Source organism: Aeromonas sp. S18(2024), from assembly GCF_041402525.1.
GTDB lineage: Bacteria > Pseudomonadota > Gammaproteobacteria > Enterobacterales > Aeromonadaceae > Aeromonas > Aeromonas enteropelogenes.
Window position 1 is genome coordinate 1 of record NZ_JBGLQV010000006.1, and the last position, 17,177, is coordinate 17,177.

A 17,177-nucleotide genomic window follows, 5' to 3' on the forward strand; every position below is an offset into this window, starting at 1 on the left:
TGATCCCATGCCGAACTCAGAAGTGAAACGCGGTAGCGCCGATGGTAGTGTGGCATTCGCCATGCGAGAGTAGGACACTGCCAGGCACCCAACACGAAAACCCCGCTCACTCGAGCGGGGTTTTTTATTGCCTGCTATTTAGCGCTTATACATCGTCTCTGCTGCGCTCACCATGGCAGCCTTGGCCGGTTTACTGGCCCATTCTTGGCTCACCAGATACCCTGTGCCGCTTCCGGCTGTGATTCCCCAGTTCCCTCCAGAACGTAAATAATCCATATAAAACATAATATTATGTTTAGCTACGTATTGAGCTAACAAAGCATTAAATGATAATGATTATTGTTCGATCTTCGTGGCAATGATAGTTACAATTCGGCCTGATTGATAAGTTGTTCTTCATATGGACCTTATTTATCCCCTTCCTGGCAGGAAGCTAGGATGGTGCAACTACTGAAGTAAGGGAATACGCCTCTTTCCTACTTAAACGTTCAGGCCAGAAGATGATAACAGTGAAACCGAACAAGCTTGCCTTGCTGATCTGCTCCACGCTCTCCATGCAGGCCCTTGCCGCCGAGTCCGAAGTGATGGTGGTGACGGCTTCCGGATTCCAGCAGAAAATTGAGGACTCTGCGGCATCCATCTCCGTTATTACACGTGAACAGCTGGAAAAACGCGCCTATCGCGATGTTACCGATGCGCTTAAGGATGTGCCCGGGGTAGTGATCACCGGCGGTGGCAGCAGCAGCGATATCAGCATTCGCGGCATGGGCTCGAAATACACCCTGATGCTGGTCGATGGCAAGAAGGTGGACAGCCGCGGCACGCGTCCCAACAGCGACGGTCCCGGTATCGAGCAGGGCTGGTTGCCGCCGTTGCAGGCCATCGAGCGGATCGAAGTGGTGCGCGGACCCATGTCTTCCCGTTATGGTTCGGATGCTATGGGCGGCGTCATCAACGTCATCACCCGCAAGACTACGGGCATGGCGTGGCAAGGCTCGGTTCACGCTGATGCCACCTTCCAGGAGAACAAGGATGCGGGCAACAGCTTCCAGACCGATGCCTACGCCGCCGGCGCCTTGATCGACAATGTGCTTGGGCTGCGCTTCAACGGCCAGCTGGCCCATCGTGATGAAGACAAATTCGCCCAGGGCTTTGCCGAGCAGGAAACCCTCAGCGGCACCGCCGTGCTGAGTTTCAATCCCAACGAGCATAACCGTTTCGATCTGGAGGCCAGTCGCAGCCTGCAGGATCGGGATCGTACCCCGGGCAACTCCGTCGCTGACAATGCCAAGCCCAGCCTCAACCGCTATGAGCGTACCAACTACGCGCTGACACATACCGGCCAGTATGACTTTGGTTCTTCCAGTAGCTACCTGCAGCAGGAGATCAACACCAACCCGGGCCGTCAGATGGAGTTGACCAACACCATATTGGATACCCATACCCAGTTCATTCTGGGGGAGCACTATCTGAGCGTCGGTGGCCAGTATCGCTATGAAGATCTGCAGGATCAGGGCAATACCCTGAAGGTGGCGAACCCGGCCAGTGAGCTGACCCGCTGGAGCTGGGCACTGTTTGTCGAGGACGAGTGGTCGCTGACCGAGACGTTTGCCCTGACCGGCGGTGTCCGGATGGATCGGGACCAAAACTACGGTACTCACTGGAGCCCGCGTCTCTATGGGGTATGGCACCTGGATGATGCCTGGACCCTGAAGGGGGGCGTCTCTACCGGCTATCGCTCGCCTGATCTGCGCATGTCTGCGGCCAACTGGGGTCAAGTCACGGGTGGCGGCACTCTGGACGGCATGCTGGTCGGCAATCCGAACCTGAAGCCGGAGACCAGCGTGAGCGAAGAGATCGGCCTGCTGTGGGATGGCGGCCAGGGCCTCAACGCGGGTGTGACTCTGTTCAACACCGACTTCAAGAACAAGATCTCCGAGGTGCGTCGCTGCTCCAGCAAGAATGATCCCGCCTGCCCCCTCAATGGTCACAGCTACGACTTCATCAGCGATCGCATCAACGTCGACAAGGCGAACATGCGTGGCGTGGAGAGCATGATGGAGTGGGCGATCAACGAGGATTGGTCAGTCAGCTCCAGCTACACCTTCACCCAGTCCGAACAGAAGAGCGGCCCGCTGGCCGGCCATGCGCTGAACCAGATGCCCCGCCACATGTTCAACGGCAGTGTCGATTGGCAGACCACAGAGGATCTTGGCCTCTGGTCCAGGGTCAACTTCCGTGGTGAAACCTCTGAATACCTGAGCCGGGTCAAGATGGCGGAAGGTACGCCCTCCTACACCTTTTTCGACATGGGTCTGGTCTACAAGGCGAACAAGCACCTGAATGTGACCGCCGGCGTCTACAACCTGTTCGACAAGACGGTGGATTACGGCAGCTATGGCACTGTGCTGGATGACCGTCGTTACAACCTCGGTGTGACCTACAACTTCTGATCCCGAGTGCAACGCAACGGGGTCGCCCTGTGAGGGGCGACCCCGTTTTTTATCTCTGTTTTCTCAATGATGGGCAAATGTTAGAGCGGCAGGCTGATCCTGGCCTCCAGCCCTCCTTGCGATCGATTGCGCAGCGTCAGCTCGCCGCCGTGCTGATGTACCAGGGTGCGTGCGATGGAGAGGCCGAGCCCCACGCTGCCCGATTCGGTGTTGCGTGCTTCGTCGAGGCGTACGAAGGGCTTGAACACATCTTCCAGATGCTCCTCATTGATCCCGGGCCCGTTGTCGCAGACCCGGATCAGCAGCTCGTCCCGGGTGCGTTCCAGCGACACCTCGGCGCTGCCGGCATATTTGATGGCGTTGCCAATGAGGTTCTGCAGCACCCGGCGCAAGGTGTTGGCCCGGCAGGCGTAGACCTGCTTGCCTTCGGCCAGACAGGTAACCGGCTGACCGGTATCGGCATAGTCGTCGCACAGGCTCTCCAGCAGGCTGACCAGATCCAGCTCCCGGGTCGCCTCCTGCTGCCCCTCTTCCCGGGCAAAGCTCAGGGTTGCAGCCAGCATCTGTTCCATCTGTTGCAGGGTCTGCTGGATCCGCTCCTTGTCTTCTCCGTCGGCCAGAAACTCGGTGCGCAGCCGCAGGCTGGTGATGGGGGTGCGTAGGTCGTGGGAGATGGCCGCCAGCATCCGGGTTCTGTCTTGCACGAAGCGAGCGAGCCGGGTGTGCATCCGGTTGAAGGCCTGGATCGATTCCCGTACCTCGATGGGCCCCTCTTCTTTCAGAGGATCGATGTCCTCACCGCGACCGAGGCGATCGGCATTGGCCGCCAGCTGTTTGAGGGGGCGGGTGGCACGGCGAAACAGCAGCACCATCAGGCCAATTACCAGGCTGGCGACCAGCATCAGGTTGAGGGTGGTCTGCCAGGACCAGCTGCCCGCTTCCTTGTCCACCAGGGAGCTGAACTGCAGCCAGCCCCCCTGGGGCAGCTCGATGGAGCCATAGAGCCGCATGTCCCGTGGTGGTGGCCCCTTGCGATCCCGCATCATGCGGGCGTGGTGCTCCCACGCCTTGCTGCGCTGGGAATCCTGCTTCAGCTCGGCGCTGATCTCGACATCGAGCCCGGCCGGATAGCTGAGGCGGGAGCGAACCAGCTGCTCGAAGCGGGGGCTGCGATTGTCCGGCCGCAAGGGTTCATTCGAGAGACGTAGCAGCAGGGTTTCGCTGCGGCTCGCCTTGAGGATCTCGTCATAGAGGGAAGGGGGGGAGAGGGAGAGCAGGCGCACCACAGAGATGATCCGCTGCATGGCGTTGCGGCTGTTGACGAAGCCGAGTGCCTCCTCCCGATCCGTGCGATAGATCTGGATGCTGAGCAGCTGGATCAGGATCAGCCCGGCCAGCGCCACCAGGATGATCTGGCCGGTCAGCCCCTTGGGCCACAAACCAGAGCCAAGTCGCTTGAAGGCGGCCATCAGCTTATACCTGCGTCACATCGGCGGAGAACATATAGCCTCCACCCCAGATGGTCTTGATGAGTTCGGGATTCTTGGGATCCCGCTCCAGCTTGCGGCGCAGCCGGCTCACCAGGGTGTCGATGGCACGATCAAACGCCACCGCCTCGCGTCCGCGGGCGAGATCCAGCAGTTGATCCCGGCTCAGCACCCGTTGTGGTCGCTCCAGAAACACCTTGAGCAGATCGAACTCGGCGGTGGAGAGGCTCAGCCCCACGCCATCCTCGTCGACCAGCTCCCGGCGGTTGATGTCGAGCAGCCAGCGATCGAAGCGCAGATCCCGGGTCAGGGTCTCGGGCGAGGGTTGGGTGTCGGCCTGAGTGCGGCGCATCACCGCCTTGATCCGGGCCAGCAGTTCGCGCGGGTTGAACGGCTTGGCCAGATAATCATCGGCCCCCATCTCCAGCCCTATGATGCGGTCAGTCTCTTCGCCCATGGCGGTGAGCATGATGATGGGCATGTTGGATTTCACCCTCAGTTCGCGGCAGAGGGTCAGGCCATCTTCACCCGGCATCATCAGATCCAGCACCAGCAGATCGAACTCGCGCTCCTCCAGCAGCCGCTTCATCTCCTTGCCGTCCCGGGCGCAGCTGACCCGCAGGCCATGCTGTTCCAGAAAACGCTTGAGAAGATCGCGGATCTCGCTGTGATCGTCGACGACCAGAATGTGGGTGCTGCCTTGATTCATGACTGCCTCTCTTGCTTGGGGTTGGCTCGAGTATACGGAAATCCCTTGCTGGGTTTGTGTCAAAGTGTGCCAGATCAGCAAGATGCCACACTCTGCTACAAAAAAGGGTGATACTGGCAAAGTTCAGACACCAGAGGGGTGTTTACTTGAGGGCAAGGCAAGAGTGCCGAACCCGATTCATCCCGAGAGGAGATAGACCATGAAAAAGCTGACCAAAACCCTGCTGACCGCTACCCTGATCTTCGGCCTGCCGCTGGGTGCTTACGCTGCCAGTGAAGCGACTCCGACCGTTCAACCGGGCCCCATGGTGGACTGCCCGATGGATGGCAGCGGCATGATGGGTGGCAAGCACCACGGTGGTCGTCACGATCGCATGGCCCGCATGCAGAACATGACCCCGGAGCAGATCCAGGCCAACCTGCAGCAACGTTATGATCGCATTGAGGATCCGGCCAAGAAGGCCGAGTTTATCAAGAACCTCGGCGAGCGTGCCAACGGCATGGCCAAGCATGCCGAAGCGATGAAACAGTTCGCCGAGGCGAACCAGTAAGCGCCATCGCCGACAGCCAGTCGTAAAGAGGGGAGCCTGAGGCTCCCCTTTCTCGTCTCTGCCAGCGCTCCTGCCCCTATTGCGTCTGGAACAGTTTGGGGATCTCCCGCACCAGCCAGCTCTTGGCTTTACCCATGGTATCGCGGCGCCAGGCCAGCACCACCTGCAGCTGATGGCGATACTCGGGACAGATCACCTTGAGCCGTCCCGCCTTGATGTCCTCCTCGATCCAGCTTTGCGGCATGGTGCCGACCCCAATCCCCGCCAGCAGGGCATCCCGCTTCTCGCTCATGGAGCTGACGGTGAGGCGCGGTTGCTTGTCGAGCAGACGGTAGGTAAGCACCGGCTTGCGCAGCGCCGTATCGGCCACCGCGATGGCGCGGTAACGGCGCAGAGTCTCGTCCGCCAGGGGCTCGGCTTCCAGGTGGAGCGGATGATCCGGGTGGGCGACGTAGAGCATCACCTCCTCCCTGAGCTGCTGGTGCTTGATGCCGGTCATCATGATGTCGGGATTGAGGGAGGAGATGAGCAGATCGGCGCGGCTATCCTCCAGACATTCCCAGCTGCCCGCCAGCACCTCGGCCCGCAGCCGCAGCCGGGTATCGGTCAGCTCGGCCAGCCGTTCCACCAGCGGATAGAGCGCCTGCAACGGTACCAGCGCATCGACGGCGATGGTGATGTCGGTCTCCCAGCCGCGGGCCAGGGCCCGGGTCTCGCCCACCAAGTGCTCGGCCGCCTCCAGCAGAACCCGACCCCGCTCCAGTAGCATGCGGCCCGCCGGGGTGAACTTGGTTCTGTGGCCGCTGCGGTCGAACAGCATGGCGTCCAGCTCGTCTTCCAGCTTCTGCACCGTGTAGCTCAGTGCCGAGGGCACCTTGCCCAGTTCGTCGGCCGCCGCCGCGAAGCTGCCACGGCGGTCGATGGCATCCAGCACCCGGATCGCCTCCAGGGTCAGCGCCCGTTCCTTGTTCAGTTCCTTGGCCATAGCCTGCCTTCAATTTTTTTGAATATGTTTGCCAGTTTATCTCGCTAACAAGTTAGGCCAGGCAACTTTAATATTCAATCAACGCTTAGGCAGGAACGCCAAGTGGCCAAATAAAAGGTAGTTCAGTGCTGTGACAGCCCCAAAGGGCACGTCAGACGTCGGTGAAAGAACAACATACTATTTGAATGACCTCTTGCATGGATGCATTGATTCGGGCCAAAGCGGCCTTGGCAATGACATATAAAACAAGAGAGTGAACATGAAAAACGTAATCAAGATGCTGGCCGTTGCAGGCCTGATGACCGCAGGTTTTGCCCAGGCTTCCGTGCCGGCTGACTTCAACGCCACCCCGGGCGTGCTGTTTGTAAACTGGCATGCGAGTGCGGCGATGGATGGCAAGGCCAACCCCATGCTGGAGGTGCGCGATCAGTCTGGCGATCTGCTGGCTTCCGTCCACGCCAGTCTGGTCGGCACCCAGCAGGTGAAGATCCCGAGCCGCACCCAGGGCAACCTGACCGTCAGCCTGGCCGGTGACAGCAGCGAGTACCGTATTCCGTTTGGCATCGGCGGTGGCAACCCCCGCTAAGGCGAACCTTCAGAGATGAGGAGCACATCATGATGCAATTGAGAGCCGCAGAGGCGCGGGGCAAGGCCAACTTTGGCTGGCTGGATGCGCGCCACAGTTTTTCGTTCGGGCACTACTATGACCCGGAGTGGATGGGCCACTCGGTCCTGCGGGTCATCAATCAGGATCTGGTGTCGCCGGGTGGCGGTTTCGCCACCCATCCTCACGCCAACATGGAGATCCTGACGTGTGTGCTGACCGGCACCATAGAGCACAAGGACAGCCTCGGCCACGCCGAGCAGATCCCGGCCGGGGATTTCCAGTTGATGAGTGCAGGCAGCGGGATCCGCCACAGTGAGTACAACCCCTCGCAGAGCGAGCCGCTCTCCCTGTTGCAGATCTGGATCGAGCCGAACGAATACGATACGCCCCCCGGCTATCAGCAGAAGAAGATAGAGGCCAGGCCCGGCATGACGCTTGTGGCGTCACCGGATGGCGAGGATGGATCCTTCAGGATCCGCCAGCAGGCGCGGGTCTGGCGCGTACAGCTTGAGCCCGGTGAATCCCTCACCTGGGAGCTGGCCGGTCGGCACGGTTACCTGCAGATGATTTCAGGGGAGTTGACCGCCAACGGTTTGGCTGCCCGACCCGGCGACGGGGTGCTCAGTCGTGATGAATCAAGTTGGGAGCTGGTGGCAACAAGTGCCACTCAGGCCCTGTTATTTGACCTACCCTGAAGTTGCCAGCTCTGATGCGGCGTGAACGAGGAGATTGAGATGGACAAGATGAAAGATGTGGCACTGCTGGTGGGTCGCGTACTGCTGGCACTGATGTTTGTGATGGCAGGCTGGAGCAAGATCGGTGGTTACGCCGGTACCCAAGGTTATATGGAGGCCATGGGCGTGCCCGGTTTCCTGTTGCCACTGGTGATCCTGCTGGAGCTGGGTGGTGGCCTCGCCATCATGCTGGGCCTGTTCACCCGCAGCCTATCGGTGCTGATGGCCGGTTTCACCCTGATGGCCGCCTTCATCTTCCACTATCAGCCGGCTGATCAGATGCAGATGCTGATGTTCATGAAGAACATCTCGGTCGCCGGTGGTTTCCTGGCCCTGGCGGCAGCCGGTGCCGGCGCCTTCAGTCTGGATGCCCGCCTCGGCAAGAGTTGGTAATGCCCTGACAGTTCGAGTTTTCCAATGCTTTTTGGCCGGAGCCTATGCTCCGGCTTTTTTGTTGGTCAGCGCAGCTCTGGTGGCAAGGCTGGCCGCCAATATGTGGCACTTCTCATAATTCGGCGCTTGCCCGAGCGGCGGCAACAAGTGCCTTTTGCATCTTCCCCCCCGATCCCCGACAATCCCAATTCTTGTTGAAGTGGCGGGGATCCCAGGCGTTTTCCCGCGATCACACCTCTTTGCATTGGCGGGAATTGCTCATGTTTACCCTCTACCACTCCAATCAGCTGGATCTGCTCAAAGAGCTGCTGGTGAGTCGCATCCGGCAGGCGCCCCTCTCTCACCCCTTCGAGCGGGAACAGATCCTGGTGCAGAGCCCGGGTATGGCCCAGTGGCTCAAGCTGGAGCTGGCCAAGGCCTTCGGCATCGCCGCCAACATCGACTTTCCGCTGCCCGCCAGCTTTATCTGGGAGATGTTCACCCGGGTGCTGGCGGACGTACCTCGTCAGAGCCCCTACAACAAGGGATCCATGAGCTGGCAGCTGATGACCATCTTGTCCGCCCTGCTGGACAGGCCCGCCTTTGCGCCGCTGGCCGCCTATCTGGGGAGTGGGGATGACGCGGATCCTGCCAAGGCGCCGGAGCAGGTACGCCTCTGGCAGCTCTGCCAGAAAGTGGCGGATCTGTTCGACCAGTATCTGGTCTACCGGCCGGACTGGATCGCCCGCTGGGAACAGGGGGAGGGATTGAGTCAGGAGCTGGCCGGGGTGAGCGGTCAGGATTGGCAGCCGGAGCTCTGGCGCGAGCTGGTGGCCCGCACCCTGGCGCTGGCTCCCAGCGGCTACCATCGCGCCAACCTCTACGAGGAGTTTATCCACGAGCTGGAACGCACCGCCGATCTGCCGGGCAAGCTGCCCCGGCGGGTCTTCGTGTTCGGCATCTCGGCGCTGCCGCCGCGCTACGTGGAGGCGCTGCTGGCCCTCGGCAGCCGGGATGAGGTGGAGGTGCATCTCTTCGTCACCAACCCTTGCCGCTACTACTGGGGTGACCTGCTCGATCGCAAGACCTTGGCGCGCCTCGAAAACAAACTCAAACCCGGCACCGATCTCGACACCCTGCAGGGCCCCGCCAACCCGCTGCTCGCTTCCATGGGCAAGCTGGGGCGCGACTACCTGCACCAGCTGATGGAGCTGGAGGTGCCGCAAATCGAGGCCTTTGTCGATATCGACGACACCAGCTTGCTGCATTCCATTCAGAAGGATGTGCTGGAGCTGGCCGAACGGGGCGCTGGCGAGTTCAGTCTCGATGCCAGCCATCACAAGAGCCCCATAGATCCGGCCGATGGCTCCCTGCAGATCCACGCCTGTCACGGCCCGATGCGGGAGCTAGAGGTGCTGCACGACCGGCTGCTGGCGCTGTTCGAGCAGGACCCGACCCTCACCCCGAAAGACGTGGTGGTGATGATGCCGGATGTGAACAGCTACGGGCCCTATATCCAGGCGGTGTTCGGGGCGAGAGGCCAGATCCCCTTCGCGGTGTCCGATCGGGCGGCGAGCCAGGAGAGCCCGCTGCTGCAGAGCTTCCTCGCCCTGCTGAGATTGCCCAACGCCCGGCTGGGGGCCGGCGAGCTGCTCGCCATTCTCGAGGTGCCCGCCGTGCTGCGCCGCTTCGAGCTTGATGACGACGAGTTCAACCAGCTGCGGCGCTGGGTGCAGGAGACTGGCATCCGCTGGGGGCTGGATGACGGCTACCCGGAGCGCTTCGATCTGCCGCGCCTCTCTGGCAACAGCTGGCTGTTCGGCCTGCGCCGCATGCTGCTCGGCTTTGCCATGGGGGATGGCGAGCCGGTGGCGGGCATCCTGCCTTACGCCGATATCGAGGGGCAGCAGGGGCTGGCGCTCGGCAAGCTCGCCTGGTTTGTCGACTCCCTGGCGGAATTTCTGCCCCGCCTGCAACAGGCGCAGTCGCTGCCTGAGTGGATCGCCTGCCTCAACGCGCTGCTGGAGCGCTTCTATCTGGCCGACGATGATGAAGAGCGCCAGCTGCAGCTTATTCGCAGCCAGCTGACTGACTGGCTCGCCCAGCTTGGCGAGGCCCGCTTCGAGCAGCCCATCAGCGCCGATTTGCTACAGGACTACCTTGGCAGCGTGCTGGGGGAGTCACGCTCCAGCCAGCGCTTCCTCGCTGGTCAGGTCAACTTCTGCACCCTGATGCCGATGCGCTCCATCCCCTTCCGGCAGGTCTGCCTGCTCGGCATGAACGACGGCGTCTACCCGCGCACCCTGCCGCCCATGGGGTTTGACCTGATGGCGGTGGCCGGCCGGCGCGGGGATCGCTCGCGCCGCGACGACGACCGCTACCTCTTCCTCGAGGCGCTGCTCAGCGCCCAGCAGGGGCTCTATATCAGCTATCAGGGCTTCAGCGCCCAGGACAACAGCGAGAAGGTGCCCTCTGTGCTGCTGGCCGAACTCATCGACTATGTGCGTCAGGGCTTCGTGCTGGCGGGGGATGAGGCGCTCGATGACGAGACCTCAGGCCGGCGGCTGCTCGAACACCTGATCGTCGAACACCCGCTCACCCCCTACAGCCGCAGCTACTTCTATCCAGAGGCGGATTCCGGCCTCTTCACCTATGCCGCCGACTGGCTGCCGGCCCTGAGCCCGCAGCGCGGGGCCGCCAACTTCCAGAGCGGCGAGTTGCCGCTGCCACCCGAATGGGGCAAGGAGCAGGGGCTGGAGCTGGCGGAGCTGCTGCGCTTCTATCGCCAGCCCGCCAAGTATTTCCTCAACCGCCGCCTCAAGGTGTGGTTCGAGCTGAACGAGGCCGAGATCGAGGACAGCGAGCCGTTCGAGCTGGACGGCCTGCAACACTACCAGCTCAAGGCGTTGCTGCTCGATGCCCATCTGGCACAGGGGGAAAGCGAGGAGCGTCGCCAGCGCTTGCAGCTCTCCGGCCTGCTGCCCCAGGGCTGGTTCGGCAGCCTGCTGCTGGATGATCTGGACGCCGAGATGGGCAAGCTGGCGGAGAGACTGCGCCCCTGGGTTGCGGCCAATGAGGCGGACAAACAGGCAGTGGAGATCGATATCTCCCTGACCCAGGGCCAGTTGCAGGGGTGGATCGACACCCAGAAGGGACGCTTGCTGGTGATCAAACCCGGCAGCTTCAACGGCAAGGATCTGCTGCTGGGCTGGATCCAGCACCTCTGCCTCTCATTGAGCTGCGCCCCCGGCGACACCCTGCTGTTCGATGCCAGGCAGAGCCTGCGGCTGGCCAGACTCCCGGCGGACGAGGCTCGGCCAAAACTGGCGGCCCTGGTCGCCCTCTGGATGCAGGGGATGAAGCGGCCGCTGCCGTTTTTCCCCAGCACCGCCTGGGAGTGGATCAAGGGGATCGAGAAGGATCCGGACAAGCCGGAGGCCGCCGACAAGGCGGCGCTCACCCGCTTCCAGGGCGGTTACATGGTGACGGGGGAGGGGCAGGACGTCTATGTCGCCCGCTGCTTCCCGGAACTCGATGACGAGGTGCTGGCCCAGCTGCAGGCGCTGGCCCGCGAACACCTGACCCCGCTGATCAAGGCGCTGGAGGAGTTGCAATAATGGCCAATCCGCTCAATACCCTGCGTTTTCCCCTCCATGGCGAGCGGCTGATCGAGGCCTCTGCCGGCACCGGCAAGACCTACACCATTGCCGGTCTCTACCTGCGCCTCTTGTTGGGTCACGGCCCGCTCATCGAAGAAGGGGAAGACGCCGGTCAGCCCAGCGCTCACGAGCGGCCGCTGTCGGTGACCGAGATCCTGGTGGTGACCTTTACCGAGGCGGCCACCGCCGAGCTGCGCGGGCGGATCCGCGCCCGCATCCACGAGGCGCGCCTCGCCTTTATGCGAGGGCAAAGCACGGATGCCCTGCTGGCCCAGCTGCTGGAGGAGGTGGAGGATCACGAGCTGGCGGCCCGCCGCCTGCTGGCCGCCGAGCGACAGATGGACGAGGCGGCCGTTTTCACCATCCACGGCTTCTGCCAGCGGATGCTCAAGCAAAACGCCTTCGAGTCAGGCGCCCTCTTCGAAACCGAATTTCTCACCGACGACAGCCAGCTCAGGCTGCAGGCGGTGAGCGACTACTGGCGCGCCGAGTTCTATCCGGTGGATAAAACCCTGGCCAGCGCGGTGCGCGCGCTCTGGCCGAGCCCCGCCGCCCTGCTGCGGGAGATGAATGGCTGGCTCGACAACAGCGAGCTGGAGATGCGCCCGCCGGCGGGGGACGAGACTCTGGCTGCCCGCCATCAAGGGGCCATGAGTCGCATCGCTGCGGTGAAGAGCGAGTGGCTTGCTCAGCAGGACGAGATCCGCCGCCAGACCGACGGCCACATCAGCCGCTACACCGGCAAGAACTACGAGGGGTGGCTCGCCAAGATAGCCGACTGGGCACAAGAGGAGAGCAGCGGCTACGCCATCCCCAAGGAGCTGGAGCGCTTCGGCCAGACGGTGCTGGAGGAAAATCTCAAGAAGGGGGGCGACGTGCCCACCCTGCCGCTCTTTGGCGAGATCGACGCGCTGCTGGCGAGCCGCCCCGGCATCCGCGACCTTATCCTGCAGCGGGCCGCCGTGGTGGTGCGTAGCCGGATGCAGGCCAGCAAGCGCCAGGCTCATCAGCTCTCGTTCGACGATCTGCTCAAAGACCTCGACGGGGCGCTGGGTTCTAGCCTTGGCGAGCGGCTCTGCGAGCGCATTCGCGCCACCTACCGGGTCGCGATGATCGATGAATTCCAGGATACCGACCCCCAGCAATACCGCATCTTCCACCGTCTTTACGGCGGCCACACAGACACGGCGCTGTTGATGATCGGTGACCCCAAGCAGGCCATCTACGGCTTTCGCGGCGCCGACATCTTCACCTACATTCAGGCGCGGCGAAATGTGAGCGCCCACTACACCCTGGGGCGCAACTGGCGCTCCAGCGGCGCCCTGGTGGCGGCGGTCAACGGCCTGTTCGAGCGGGCCAAGGATCCCTTTATCTACGAGGCGGATATCCCCTTCCTGCCGGTGGAGGCGCAGGGCAAGAACAAGGCGCTGCGCCTCAACGGAGAAACCGCCCCCGTGCTGCACTGCTGGCAGCTGAGCGGCCAGCCCACCTTCAACCGGGGGGACTACCAGAACAAGATGGCCCGCGCCACGGCGGCGGAGATCCACCGCCTGCTGACCCTGGCCCGCGAGGGCAAGGCGCTGATCGGCGAGACGCCGGTCAAAGCGGGGGATATCGCCGTGCTGGTGCGCACCGGCGCCGAGGGCAAGCTGGTGCAGCAGGAGCTGGCACGCCTCGCCATCGCCTCGGTTTATCTGTCGAATCGCGAGAGCGTGCTGGAACAGGTGGAGGCGCGGGAGATCTTGCTGATCCTGCACGCCTGCCAGAACCCGAGCGAGGAGAGAAGTTTGCGGGCGGCGCTCGCCACCGGCCTGTTCGATCTCGACGCCAAGGCCCTCGACGAGCTTGCCTCCGACGAGCGGGCCTGGGAGAGCGCGGTGCAGGAGTTTATGGAGTACCGCAAGGTCTGGCACAGGCGCGGCGTGCTGGCCATGCTGCGGGCCCTGCTGCACAGGCGCAATCTCGCCGCATCGCTTTTGGCGAGCCCCTACGGGGAGCGGCGGCTGACCAACTTCCTCCATCTGGGGGAGCTCTTGCAGCAGGTGAGCAGCGAGCTGGACGGCGAATACGCCCTGCTGCGCTGGCTGGGGGAGGCGGTAAACCGCCAGAGCGGCCAGGATGCGGAGCAGATACTTCGCCTGGAGTCCGAGCGCAAGCTGGTGCAGATCGTCACCATCCACAAATCCAAGGGGCTGGAGTACCCGCTGGTGTTCCTCCCCTTTATCTGCAGCCACCGCAGCGCCGACACCCCCCTCTATCACGAGGCCGATGAGGCGGGTAATCGCACCATTCTCGATCTGACCGGCGCCGAGGGATCCTTGGCCGAAGCGGACAAGGAGCGCCTCGCCGAGGATCTGCGCCTGCTCTACGTGGCGCTGACCCGGGGCGTCTACGCCACCTGGCTGGGGCTGGCGCCGGTGCGCTCCGGCAACGGCAAGTCGGAGAAGACCGATCTGCACCAGACCGCCATCGGCTACCTGCTGCAAAAGGGCGAAGAGGGGGACGCAGCGACCCTGGCCACCGCCCTCAGTGCGCTTGCCCAGGATCTACCCGGGGTGGCCGTCGGTGAGCCCTCGCTCACCCGCCCGGCCCCGCTGCCGGCCGAAGAGGAGCAACTGGGCGAGCCCCAGGTGCGCCGCTTTGGCGGCACCCTTGAGCGGGACTGGTGGATCAGCTCCTACTCTGGTCTCGCGGCCCAGGGCCACGGCCACAGCAAGGGCGTATTGGCCAATCCCGGCTTCGATGACGAGGTGGTGACCGAGGCGGCCGCGCTCGCGGCCGAACAACAGGAGGAGGCGCCCCAGCCCTCCATCTTCACCTTCCCGAAGGGGGCGCGCCCCGGCACCCTGCTGCACAGCCTGTTCGAGACCATCGACTTTGAGAGTGCCGCAGGCGACTCGCTGGCACAGCATATAGCCACCCTGCTGGCGCAGGATGGCTTCGACGATAGCTGGGCCCAAGTGCTGCAACAGCAGGTGGAGGCGGTGCTGGAGACGCCGCTTGAAACGGGCTTTGGCGAGCCGGTGCGGCTGCGGGATCTGGCCCCCGAGCGCAAGCAGGTGGAGCTGGAGTTCTTCCTGCCCATGGGGCGGGTGACGGCACCTGCGCTGACTGCGCTCTGCCAGCAGCACGACCCGCTGTCGCGGGGCAACAAGCCGCTCAGCTTCGCCACCGTGCAGGGGATGCTCAAGGGCTTTATCGACCTGGTGTTCGAGTGGCAGGGGCGCTGGTATCTGCTCGACTACAAATCCAACCACCTCGGCATGAGCCCGGCCGATTACAGCCGGCCGGCGCTGGAGCAGGCCATGGTGGAGCATCGCTACGACCTGCAATACCAGCTCTACTCGCTGGCGCTGCACCGGCTGCTTTCCCTGCGTCTGCCGGGCTACGACTTCGACCAGCACTTTGGCGGGGTCTTCTATCTGTTCCTGCGCGGCATGCCGCAGGGGGGGATCTTCCATACTCGCCCCAGTCGCGAACTGGTGCTGGGGCTGGATCGGCTGTTTAGCGAGGGGGCAACGACCGCCTCTGCACAAGAATGGGATAACGGGGTAGAAGCATGAAGAGCGTAGTCATGATCGAACGGCTCAAGGCCCTGGCGCTGGCGGGGCGCATCCGCCAGCTGGATCTGCAATTTGCCAAACTGGTGGCCGACCTTGGTGGCGGCCCCGAGCTGGTGCTGGGGGCGGCGCTCGCCTGCTTCGAGCTGGGGTGCGGCCACGTCTGTTTGCCGCTGGAGATGTTATCTGCCGGATCCTTGCGCCCGTTCGGGCTGGATCCGGATCAGGGCCGGGATCTGCTAGCCGATCTGGCGGATCCTGCGAGCTGGCCCGCCCTGTTTGCGGCCAGCCCGCTGGTTGGCAGCGAACAGGATGAGGGGGAAGCACCGCGCTGGCCGCTGCGGCTGTGGCGCGGGCGCCTCTACCTCACCCGCTACCACGATCACGAGCAAGGGGTGGCCCGCCATCTGCGTGCGTTAAGCGAGAGGGCCGAATGGCCCGAGATTGCCCCGGCCCTGTCGCGCCTCTTTGCCCGCGACTACGGCCTGGTGTTCGCGGCCCTGCTCAAGGCCCGCCTCGCGCCGGATTTTTCGGCCCGCCACTTTATCGAAAAGTATCTCGATCTGGTGTTCCGGAACGAAGTGGATTGGCCCGCCATAGAGACGCTGCTGGCCAGCGCCCAGGCGGCGAGCGACTTGAGCAAGCTGGATACGCTGGTGCCCGAGGCGCTCTGCTGCAACGGCCAGAAGCTGGCGGCGGCCACCGCCGCGGCGCGCCCCTTTGCGGTCATTTCCGGCGGCCCCGGCACCGGCAAGACCACGACGGTCGCCAAGCTCTTGGCCATTCTGGTGGAGACCGGCCTGCAATCGGGCAAAGCCCCGGCGATCCGGCTGGTGGCCCCCACCGGCAAGGCGGCGGCGCGTCTGACCGAGAGTATCGGCTCTGCCCTGCAGGCGCTGGACTTGCCCCCCGAGTGGGTGGAAGCCATCCCCACCGAGGCGGGCACCCTGCACCGGCTGCTCGGGGTTATCCCGGGGCGCAGCCAGTTCCGCCACCACAAAGGCAACCCGCTGCACCTCGACTTGCTGGTGGTGGATGAGGCCTCCATGGTCGACCTGCCCATGATGGCGCGCCTGCTCGATGCGTTGCCGAGCCACGCTCGCCTCATCCTGCTCGGCGACAAGGATCAGCTCGCCTCGGTGGAGGCGGGGGCCGTGCTCGGCGATATCTGCAGCTTTATCGAGCAGGGTATCTGCCCCGCGCAGGCGGATTGGCTCTCCCGCCAGACCGGCTACCGGCTGCAGGGCTCGCCTGTCGGTGCACCGGTGCGTGACAGCCTCTGTTTGCTGGCCAAGAGCTGGCGCTTCGATCAGCACTCCGGCATCGGCCAGCTGGCGCGCGCCTGCAACGGCGGCGATGCGGCGGCGGTGGAGGCGGTTTGGGGCGCGGGCTTTACGGATATCAGCCTGCACCCCTGGGCGGGGGAGGCCTACGACGCCCTGATTACCCAGGGGGTGGCCGGTTACGGTAGCTATTTGAAGGCGGCCCGCGCGGGGGAAGAGCCCGCCGCCGTGTTCAAGGCATTCAACGGCTTTCAGATCCTCTGCGCCCTGCGTGACGGCCCGTTCGGGGTCGAGGGGCTTAACGAGCGGCTGGAACTGGCCCTGTCACGGGCGGGGTTGATTGCCCGCGATGGCGACTGGTATGCCGGCCGCCCCGTGATGGTGGTGCGCAACGACCACGGTGTCGGCCTCTACAACGGCGATATGGGGCTCTGCCTGCCCGATGAAAGCGGGCGGCTCAAGGTCTGGTTCGAGCAGCCGGACGGCACCCTGCGGGCCCTCTTGCCCAGCCGGCTGCCGCCCCACGAGACCGTCTACGCCATGACCATCCACAAGTCCCAGGGTTCGGAATTTGCCCATACCGTGCTGGTGCTGCCCGACAGCCCCAGCCCGCTGCTGACCCGCGAGCTGGTCTATACCGGCATTACCCGCGCCAAGGCGCGGCTCGATCTCTACGGCGATCGCGCCCTGCTGGCACAGGCGGTGCGGAAAAAGACCGAGCGCTATTCCGGATTGGCGGAGAGGTTGGGGAATGATAGCCGATCTTTAAATGAGTAAA

11 protein-coding genes are annotated in these 17,177 nt (G+C 63.5%); 8 read left to right on the top strand and 3 right to left on the bottom strand.

The window, feature by feature from the left end; translation table 11 throughout:
* Nucleotides 1-500 precede the first annotated feature (500 nt).
* Entirely contained in the window at nucleotides 501-2,453 is a 1,953-nt protein-coding gene (locus tag ACB034_RS11405) for a ligand-gated channel protein (RefSeq protein WP_371172866.1), read from the top strand.
* 80 nt (nucleotides 2,454-2,533) lie between these two features.
* On the opposite strand, the gene ACB034_RS11410 is transcribed toward ACB034_RS11405, so the two are convergent.
* Nucleotides 2,534-3,922 (bottom strand): ATP-binding protein, encoded by a 1,389-nt coding sequence (locus tag ACB034_RS11410; protein WP_342017462.1) that lies wholly within the window; start codon nucleotides 3,920-3,922, stop codon nucleotides 2,534-2,536.
* Nucleotides 3,923-3,926: 4 nt separating this feature from the next.
* Nucleotides 3,927-4,649: a response regulator gene (locus ACB034_RS11415; protein ID WP_042024967.1), complete on the bottom strand. Its 723-nt coding sequence runs from the start codon at nucleotides 4,647-4,649 to the stop codon at nucleotides 3,927-3,929.
* 199 nt (nucleotides 4,650-4,848) lie between these two features.
* Between ACB034_RS11415 and ACB034_RS11420 the strand changes: the two genes are divergently transcribed.
* Complete coding sequence (locus ACB034_RS11420; RefSeq protein WP_371172867.1) at nucleotides 4,849-5,199, top strand: hypothetical protein; 351 nt, start codon at nucleotides 4,849-4,851, stop codon at nucleotides 5,197-5,199.
* A 76-nt stretch (nucleotides 5,200-5,275) separates the two neighbouring features.
* On the opposite strand, the gene ACB034_RS11425 is transcribed toward ACB034_RS11420, so the two are convergent.
* Nucleotides 5,276-6,184, bottom strand: coding sequence for a LysR family transcriptional regulator (locus tag ACB034_RS11425; protein ID WP_371172868.1), 909 nt, complete (start codon nucleotides 6,182-6,184; stop codon nucleotides 5,276-5,278).
* Nucleotides 6,185-6,437: 253 nt separating this feature from the next.
* On the opposite strand from ACB034_RS11425, the gene ACB034_RS11430 reads away from it, so the two are divergent.
* The 6 genes from ACB034_RS11430 to recD all read left to right on the top strand — a co-directional run bounded on the left by ACB034_RS11430 (nucleotide 6,438) and on the right by recD (nucleotide 17,176).
* A complete protein-coding gene (locus ACB034_RS11430; RefSeq protein ID WP_026456758.1) occupies nucleotides 6,438-6,770 on the top strand; it encodes a hypothetical protein in 333 nt (110 codons plus the stop codon).
* A 29-nt stretch (nucleotides 6,771-6,799) separates the two neighbouring features.
* Nucleotides 6,800-7,486, top strand: a complete 687-nt coding sequence (locus ACB034_RS11435) for a pirin family protein (RefSeq protein ID WP_042024970.1) — start codon at nucleotides 6,800-6,802, stop codon at nucleotides 7,484-7,486.
* Nucleotides 7,487-7,525: 39 nt separating this feature from the next.
* Nucleotides 7,526-7,918 (top strand): DoxX family protein, encoded by a 393-nt coding sequence (locus ACB034_RS11440; protein ID WP_042070987.1) that lies wholly within the window; start codon nucleotides 7,526-7,528, stop codon nucleotides 7,916-7,918.
* A 260-nt stretch (nucleotides 7,919-8,178) separates the two neighbouring features.
* Complete coding sequence (gene recC, locus ACB034_RS11445; RefSeq protein ID WP_371172869.1) at nucleotides 8,179-11,514, top strand: exodeoxyribonuclease V subunit gamma; 3,336 nt, start codon at nucleotides 8,179-8,181, stop codon at nucleotides 11,512-11,514.
* The gene (recB, locus tag ACB034_RS11450) at nucleotides 11,514-15,119 is read left to right on the top strand and encodes an exodeoxyribonuclease V subunit beta (RefSeq protein ID WP_371172870.1); all 3,606 of its coding nucleotides are present in this window, start codon (nucleotides 11,514-11,516) and stop codon (nucleotides 15,117-15,119) included. The genes recC and recB overlap by 1 nt, the downstream gene beginning before the upstream one ends.
* Nucleotides 15,116-17,176 carry an exodeoxyribonuclease V subunit alpha gene (gene recD / locus ACB034_RS11455; protein ID WP_371172871.1) on the top strand — a complete coding sequence of 687 codons (2,061 nt, stop codon included), beginning with the start codon at nucleotides 15,116-15,118 and terminating at the stop codon, nucleotides 17,174-17,176. The genes recB and recD overlap by 4 nt, the downstream gene beginning before the upstream one ends.
* Nucleotide 17,177 lies beyond the last annotated feature (1 nt).